2 protein-coding genes are annotated in these 7708 nt (G+C 49.1%); both read right to left on the bottom strand.

All coding sequences use genetic code 11. The annotated features are described in order from the left end of the window. Positions 1-374 precede the first annotated feature (374 nt). Positions 375-5414 carry an FN3 associated domain-containing protein gene (locus tag ASL11_RS12260; protein ID WP_056614083.1) on the bottom strand — a complete coding sequence of 1680 codons (5040 nt, stop codon included), beginning with the start codon at positions 5412-5414 and terminating at the stop codon, positions 375-377. 7 nt (positions 5415-5421) lie between these two features. Continuing rightward, positions 5422-7683, bottom strand: coding sequence for a helix-turn-helix domain-containing protein (locus ASL11_RS12255; RefSeq protein WP_056614080.1), 2262 nt, complete (start codon positions 7681-7683; stop codon positions 5422-5424). Between the last annotated feature and the right edge of the window lie 25 nt (positions 7684-7708).

Genomic DNA, 7708 nt, shown 5'->3' with positions numbered 1-7708 from the left:
CAGTTTTCAAAGATCAATTTCTTTCGCTCACTGCCGTGTTACCGAAGCAGCGAGAAGTAATATACCATGTTTACTTTTAATGTGCAACTACTTTTTTTTGAGTTACTTTCAGTTGCTCTCACCAGCCTGTCTTGCGGCCGGATTGATAATATAGCATGGTTTCGACAAAGAATGCAATGTTTTATTTAATATTATTTTCCACACCAGTTTCGCAATCAGAAAGATAAAGAAAATTTGCCTACAGCGAACTACACCACTATTTATCTGTGAGAATACGTCCACTATAACACTTTCTTTAACGTAACGTCTTTTCTCACCGTTCAGCAAAAGGCATTCACCCGGTTAAGTGAATGCCTTTTTTGTAAGAATACAACTTACTTCCAAGTTACTGACGTGAGTCTCAGCACGGTTTCAGAACTCCCCTCAGCCACTACGCGGAGATGAATCTCCCCTAGCCCACTACCAGAACGGGCAGCGAATGAAACCATTTGAGCCGTACCTTCAACGACTGTGGCTCCGCCTATGACAGAAGTGCCTTGAACAAGTATCGTGTAGTCACCAGGCTCTTCAAAACCTAATTTAAGTTGTAGTTCATTCGTTTGAGGGGTCACTGACTTCACATCCGCCGCAGCGCTGACACGAATCTCTTTAGCGCCGAAGGTTGTTTTTACGGTCTGCGGGCTTGTTTTCGAACCAAGCAGCTTGCCAAGTAGTTCAGCGCCTTGGTAATTGGGATATAAATAATCGGACGTTTCCCATTTCAAAAGACTGGTCGCATCATATAGATGACGAGGATACTCAGCATCGGCTGCCGTTGTCTGGCGTGAGCCGCTGACGGATAGCCCCAGGCTAACTTTATGATAATCAACCCCGCCATTCTGTATATAGCTGTTCCAGCTTCCCTGCTGCTTCATCGCTGCTTCCAACTCTAACAGCGCAATCCCATAATCATGTCCTGACCACTGGACTGGACGGCCGAACCAAGTACCTGGCAGCGGCTTACCGTCGCTTCGATAAATCGACTGCCCGAAAGCGGCAAGAGCGCCATAGCGCATAAACGTATGACTCCCAAACTCCCCTCCTTCACCGTTGCTCTTACTGATTCCGTAGCTGCCATCATCCCATACATATATGAATGGCAATCCGCGATCGGCCCATTGTCTGGCGTACGCCAAGTATGCAGCAAGCCCTGTGATTTGATAGGCCTCAACGTTAGCGCGAACGGCGAAGGCAGCTGTTTCTAGCTCTGGAATCATGTTCCGCAGCTCCCAAGACTGTGAGCCCCGTGGCAAGGTGAAACTCGAGTTCATGTAATCAATCGCTGCCTTGCCATAAACCGAAGCATTGACATTTCCGGTCATACGGGCTTGACGCAGCATTTTGAAAGCAAACTCGGCGTTTGAGCCTGGCGTCACTTCATTAGGTGCACCCATATAGGCGCTGACAGGAAAGCCTTTTTTCTGGATATAGGTTTGATAATCCCAATATACGCCCGCTGTAACACTAGAGGGATTTACAAGTTTAGCCGAAGCGACTAATGAATCAACGTTTATGGTTTGAAGTGCTTCCATCGTTTTAACAGCGATACCATCCAAGTAAAACGGCAATATATATCCATATGTGGAATAATTCGTGCCGATTTGATTCATTGCGGTTTGTACACGCTGCTCAGCTAGTGTCCTCCTCTTGGCATCACCATAAGGCCCAAGCACCGCATATGGCATGACAAAAGCAGACGTAATGATAGGCGTGGCGGTTGGACCGATCCGGTTCATCCATTGATTCTGCTCAGGCAGCCATAAATTCTCGAAGCTGCCGAGCAGGGCTTTGCTTTCTTTCTGCATCGTTCCGCTTGCATACGCAAGAGGTTCAGGTAGTCCATACGTCCTGATCCATCGCCCCACTGTCGACGAAATTTCCGTATCATGCGACACGAACAACCTCGAATGCAGCGATATAGGTTGCGCTGCTGGCAAGGAGTACGGCTGACGCACTGGATTTTCGTTATTGGCATTAGCCGTCACCTGCTCGTAATAGGCAGGTATACCCGTGGCAATTGTGGCATTTTCGTTAACCCCGTTAAGAACAGACGGGATGAATAAGCTTAGCTTCGCAGACACCGTATCTTCCCCTCGCTCCAGACGGTTAGGCAGCGCGAAAAATGCCGCAGGTTGATCGTGTACACCGTCCCATGACTGCCGAGCGTCCCACATCAGCCCGAATGAAATGCCTCCTTTGCGCAGCGCCATCAATGGGACGGTAATTTTACGCGGATGAGGCACATAACGGAACGCATCTGACGAATTCAAAACCGCCTGTGTATCCGAAGAACGGTTGTTCAGATTGTGATCGTCAAGCCATTCCAAACCTGGGAACAAAGCTTCATTTACGTAATCCCCTGTTGTTGACGAGGTCGAGGTAATCACCTTCTGCTGCGGATCCACAGATGCAATTCCCGCTTCTCCTAACAATAACGTGGGACCGACGATTGCAGCAATTTGCCGCAGATAGTTAGCTTGCAATGTGTGGGTGAGCTGAAAGTCTCCATACACATCTGATGTAATGCTTATGCTGCCGCTCCATGCCGCTCCTTCTGGATCGGTGAATGACACCACGAAGTTGCCATCCGACTCTGGGTCCGGTGCTGGTGCATAAAGCTCTCGGACGGCCAACTGATCACCGTAAACGATCTGCTGCACGCTGCCAAGCGAAGGCAGTACGGCTATGCGTACCCAAGCTCCTGCACGTTTCGCTTCCAACCAACCGAAACCATAACCGCCAAGCCCTGTCGAAGCTGGCGACGGAAATACGAGCCGTTTGTCTGCATCGCCGAGGATGAGATCATCCGGCTGCCCGCTCTCCGGAAGCGAGTTCGCCACGCTGAACAATCGCGCCGTGTCCCTGGTTGTCGGGAGACCGCTGCCCGTCACTGTCAGCCCTATGCCTCCGGCGCCTGTGCCTGTAACCGTTACGTCATACACAAGTTGAAGCGTTTGCCCTGAAGCGAGCGTCGTCCCCGGTGCCGGAGATACCCTTGTCACCTCCACGAAGTCAGGGGCATCCAGTTGGATGGAGATCCCTGAAGCGTCCGCGCCAATATTTTCAAGCACCGCCTCAACCTGAAAATGGTCGCCTGGTGATACAATTTCGTGAGGAGAAGATTGAAACTTCGTCAGACGGATTTCAGCTGGAAGATCCTGCTTGCGAAGCAGCGAAATCTCCTTCACAACAATTTCAATGCCATTCTTCATGCTTGGATAAGTGGCCATCGGGTCGATGCGCAGCTTTGTAATATTTCCTGTCCAACCAGGATTATCCCCCATATCGATAATATAGCGCTGAAACTCCGGCGTCTCAGCCGCCGTATTACGAAACGCCACTTTACGTGATTCGCTCAACTTATTCGTATCTGCTCCTGCATCCGTGGCAAAATAAATAGCGGCATTCGCCGTATGATTCGCCTTCAGCCATACACTGACGTATCGGTAAGCCGATGGAATCGGCTGCAGGCCAGCATCATGCGTATCCAGATAAAAATTCGGATTGGATGTCGTAGACTGAATCGGCTCCGATGTCGTGAACAGATGCACGCCGTTCACATCGCGGTACACGTTGTCTGTAACAATATGATTGGCGTAGACGCCCTTATCAGAATTCACGTCCCAGCCAAGAAGGTTACTCCACGGAGCAGAGTTTTTGCCATACAGCTCATCCTGCTCCTCCGCATGGAGAACAGTATGGCTTGTAAAATCCCAAGACGTAACCAGTCCGCTATTCAAAGCGACTTTTGTATACGTAGCTGAACGAATCACAGCTCCGGCTACACCACCCCTGACCGCCAGTGCTTGCATATAGACGGAATCTGTTACGGTAATATTAGCTGCAGCACCGCTGACCATCATACCGTTGGCAGCCGTATCGGTCGCCGCATTGTATTGTGGAGTCGTTCCGTTTAGCGTATATATAATCGCATCGGCATAACTGGATGCTACTGAAACTGGGAGACTGTCATAAAAAACTTGGGAGGCAGACATGGTAACAGGATTCGCGCCAGCCACATACGTCTCTTGTTTGCTCGCCTTGATCTGACCGTCCTGAATGGCTACGGCTTTCAGCGTGGCAGTATGGTCGAGCGTCAGCGATCCGTTAAAAATGGTATCGCCAGTCACTTCCGTCCCATGGGTTAAATTCGGTTCAGAGCCGTCGAGAGTGTAGCGGATTGCATCTGCGCCAATGACCGAGTAATCAATCGATTTGGATGCTCCATAAAACGTTTCACCAGCTGACAGCGATAGCTGTGTCTGTAACGGATTGCCTACATGAACTGTTGCACCCTGGTACATGGTCAGCTCGGTATCGACAAGTGTACGATCACTTGTGTAAACCGGTAACAGCTCGACACTGTAATCTTTGCCGGCAGTCAAACCGCCAATCCGTGCATAGCTGCCGCGTTCGCCATTATAAACACTGAGCTGCGCAGCGGTTCCATCCGTTACATTGCGGTAGCGTATATTAAATTTGGAAACGCTCTCATTTAGTTCCGGAATAAAGATATAAAAGCCGTTTGTATCACCCACAAGTCTGACTTGCTCCCGATCTGATACAGGAAGAAGACGATTAAACACAAAATTATCCATGCGAAATCCGGTAGCAGCATTGGCAAACACACCGATAAATCCTTCACTTATTGCCGAGCCACGTGTTACATCGATAATCGGCACAGTTGCGTTGTTCACATAGGCGCGAATTCGATTCCCCTCAGCCGATAGCTTCATCCGGAATGTCCCCCACGGCAACGTATCCCGGTTCAATCCCGGCATCCCGTACTCCTTCAAGCCTCTGTATTTGTTCCCATCCGTATTAGCAATTGAAGTCGAGCCTTCGAACAAATTCATTTTGGCATCAAAGGTTACATGCGCTTTGAGCTGAGCATCCCAACCATCGCTCCAGCCATTCTTCTGGAATTGAACGCCAAGCTGACGGTTTAATTCGCGCTGAGTCACCGTCATATCGAATGAAGCTTCAAAGTCACTGTATTTATGCTCAGGGACATTCGTGAAGCCGTAGTCGAAAACACCCACTGTAGATGCGGTAACAGGACTGACTGCCAACTCTCCCCCCGACAAGGCTACATTCGCCGTGTCTCCAGCAAATTTGAACGCATTACGTACACCATCGTTATAGGTTCCGTTCGACATCGTGCCACTGTTGAAATCCAGCGCATATGTCGTTCCATCGCGAATAATAGCAGCACGAGGAGGTGTATCTGCCAATGCAGCAGGGGTTGAAACTCCAATGGCTACAAGACTCGACCAGAGCATAGAACAGATGGCCGTAAGTGCGAGACCCCTTTTAGCGGCCCGAGAGAACGTAGACATGTGAGCCTGGGGTTTGCCAATTCGTTTATTGATCATCAATTGATCACTCCTTTTTCCTTTGCAAATCACGGTATTGTCCAGGTGTCATTCCTTCCTGCTTGCGAAAATAGCGAATAAAATTTTGTGGATTCGTGTAGTGCAGTTTTTCTGCAATGTCGGTGATTTTCAACTCTGTATCGGTTAGCAGCTCTTTTGCCTGCTTAAGCCGATAATCAGATAAATATTCGCTGAAGTTAACACCAACCTCCTTACGGAACACACCACGGATATAGTCGGGATGATAGCCAAGCCTTGCAGCACAGACGTCGAGCGATAGCTCTGTTTCCGCCTCATTGTGAATCATAGCGAGCATTTGGTCGGATATACGAGCATATTGCTTTTTTCTCAGGCCTTCCAAACGGTTTATAAGGGGGTGGATCAGCGTTTGCCCAAACCACTGTTCCACCTCTCTCACCGTCTTCAAATTGTACAGCTCGTCTATCAATGATTTCTCGCCCTCAAATACAGCTTCTTTCTCGTCGCCTAACGTCTGTTTCAGACGTACAAGTGCAAGCAGCAGCGATGTTAGTGTCACGAAATATTCACGATGGCTGACTTTCTCTTGGAAGACACTCTGCAAATATGCGGACAACCGCTCATTGGCCAGTTCTTCATCGGCCAGCTTGATGGCATCGAGCAGCTCCCTTTCCAGCGTCACGGGAAACCGATCTAATTGTGTTCCCTCTGGCTCAGCATCTTCAATATAAATAACGGAGCCCGGCTCCATACGAATCGCATATTTCAGTGCTTCGTTGGCATCCTCATAAGCGGACCGGGCATCGCTAATCGTTCCATAAAACCGGCTGACTCCCAAGGTAACGCTCAACTCCAGAAATTGCGCCACCTTTTGCTTTATTTCAGCGCACAGATCATTGACTATCTGCTTAAAATTGTTCTCCTCACCTGCTGCACATCCAATCAGCATGACCTGCTTACGGTGCATGACGACAGGCTTCAATCTCCGCTGCAGCGGTATAAGCTCCTCCGCCATATTATTAATGGAGAAAAGCAGTAAATCCTCATCTATCTCTTCATAGCGTGTATCGCGTAACGCATCAATTTGTACTGCAATGACGCACACTTGCGTCCACTTCCGATCCCACTTGAAAGCGGTAAGTTTCTCACTGATTTCACGCTGTGCCAACTCGCCTTCGTAAAGCTTGATCATAAACAGCTCTTCCAATTGGACCCGCTGCCGCTCAACGATATTTTTCAAGTTGCTTTGCACACCCAGAATATTCCTCACCTGGCTGCCAATATAGCCAATTTCGTCGGAACTGCCAATTGGCTTAAGCTCCGGCTCAGCCTGTAAATCACGGTAAAGCCGGTTGATCGGACGGTACATCCGGCTCGCCCCAAGCCAAGACAAAGCTAACGTTATGACTAAAATAATGAAACAAATGGTGTAGGTGTACCACTCAATGGCCTTCGAATCTTGTGTGATAAGATCGACAGATGCAATAGATACATAAGCCCAACCCGTATATGCGGATTTCCGATAGACCACTGCGGAATGATTATTACCAGTCGTACGGAAACTTCCAACCGGTTCCTCGCTAGTACGCACAATCCGCAGCGCTTCCTCGTACCCGGCTGTCTGCGAAATCGCAGAGAGGTCGCTGTGAGCAAGCAACCCACCTGTTTCACTGACGATCATTGCCTCACCAAGCTCATTGCTGCCAGCTAGCAAGCGAGCAAGCTCTGCACTCCGAAATTTGACAATGAGCAACCCCGACGGATTCAGCGAATGTAAAGGCAGCTTTTTCACCAAATGTACTTGATCGCCAGACACCGACGGGGCCCAGAATGTGGATTTGCTATCCCGCTTATACCGCTCAATCAGCTCGGCATTGCGATAATCCGACAACGATAATACCTCTGTATTATTATCGAGCACCCACCCCTGATTGAAGCTGGCAAGCACGATATCATCGATCCCAAGCTCGAAGCTTTGCAACTGATGCAGCCCCTGAAGCAAGCCGTTAACCGTTTCGAACTGTTCCGGTGCAAGCTTCATATTTATCGCGCTGACGACCAGCGCTGAATTAATGAAATGAGTGGCCGAGGTGTCAGCTGCCCGGAGAATCTGTTCCACCCGTTGCTGTGTTTGCTGCAAATTCAGTTGGTTTCCTTTCGCCACTTTATCCTCGATCATAGCAGACGACTTATTGTACGACAGTACACCAAGCAAGAGGACAGGCAGTGTGCCCAAAGCCAAACTGAATAAGAACAGCTTTATCAAAAAACGGGGTGAACGGATTTTCATTAAAGATCAACCTCCATAAGACAGC

The sequence above is a fragment of the Paenibacillus sp. Soil750 genome (assembly GCF_001428045.1).
GTDB lineage: Bacteria > Bacillota > Bacilli > Paenibacillales > NBRC-103111 > Paenibacillus_E > Paenibacillus_E allorhizoplanae.
The sequence above is the reverse complement of the archived record's forward strand: the minus strand, read 5'-3'. Positions and strand labels throughout refer to the sequence as shown.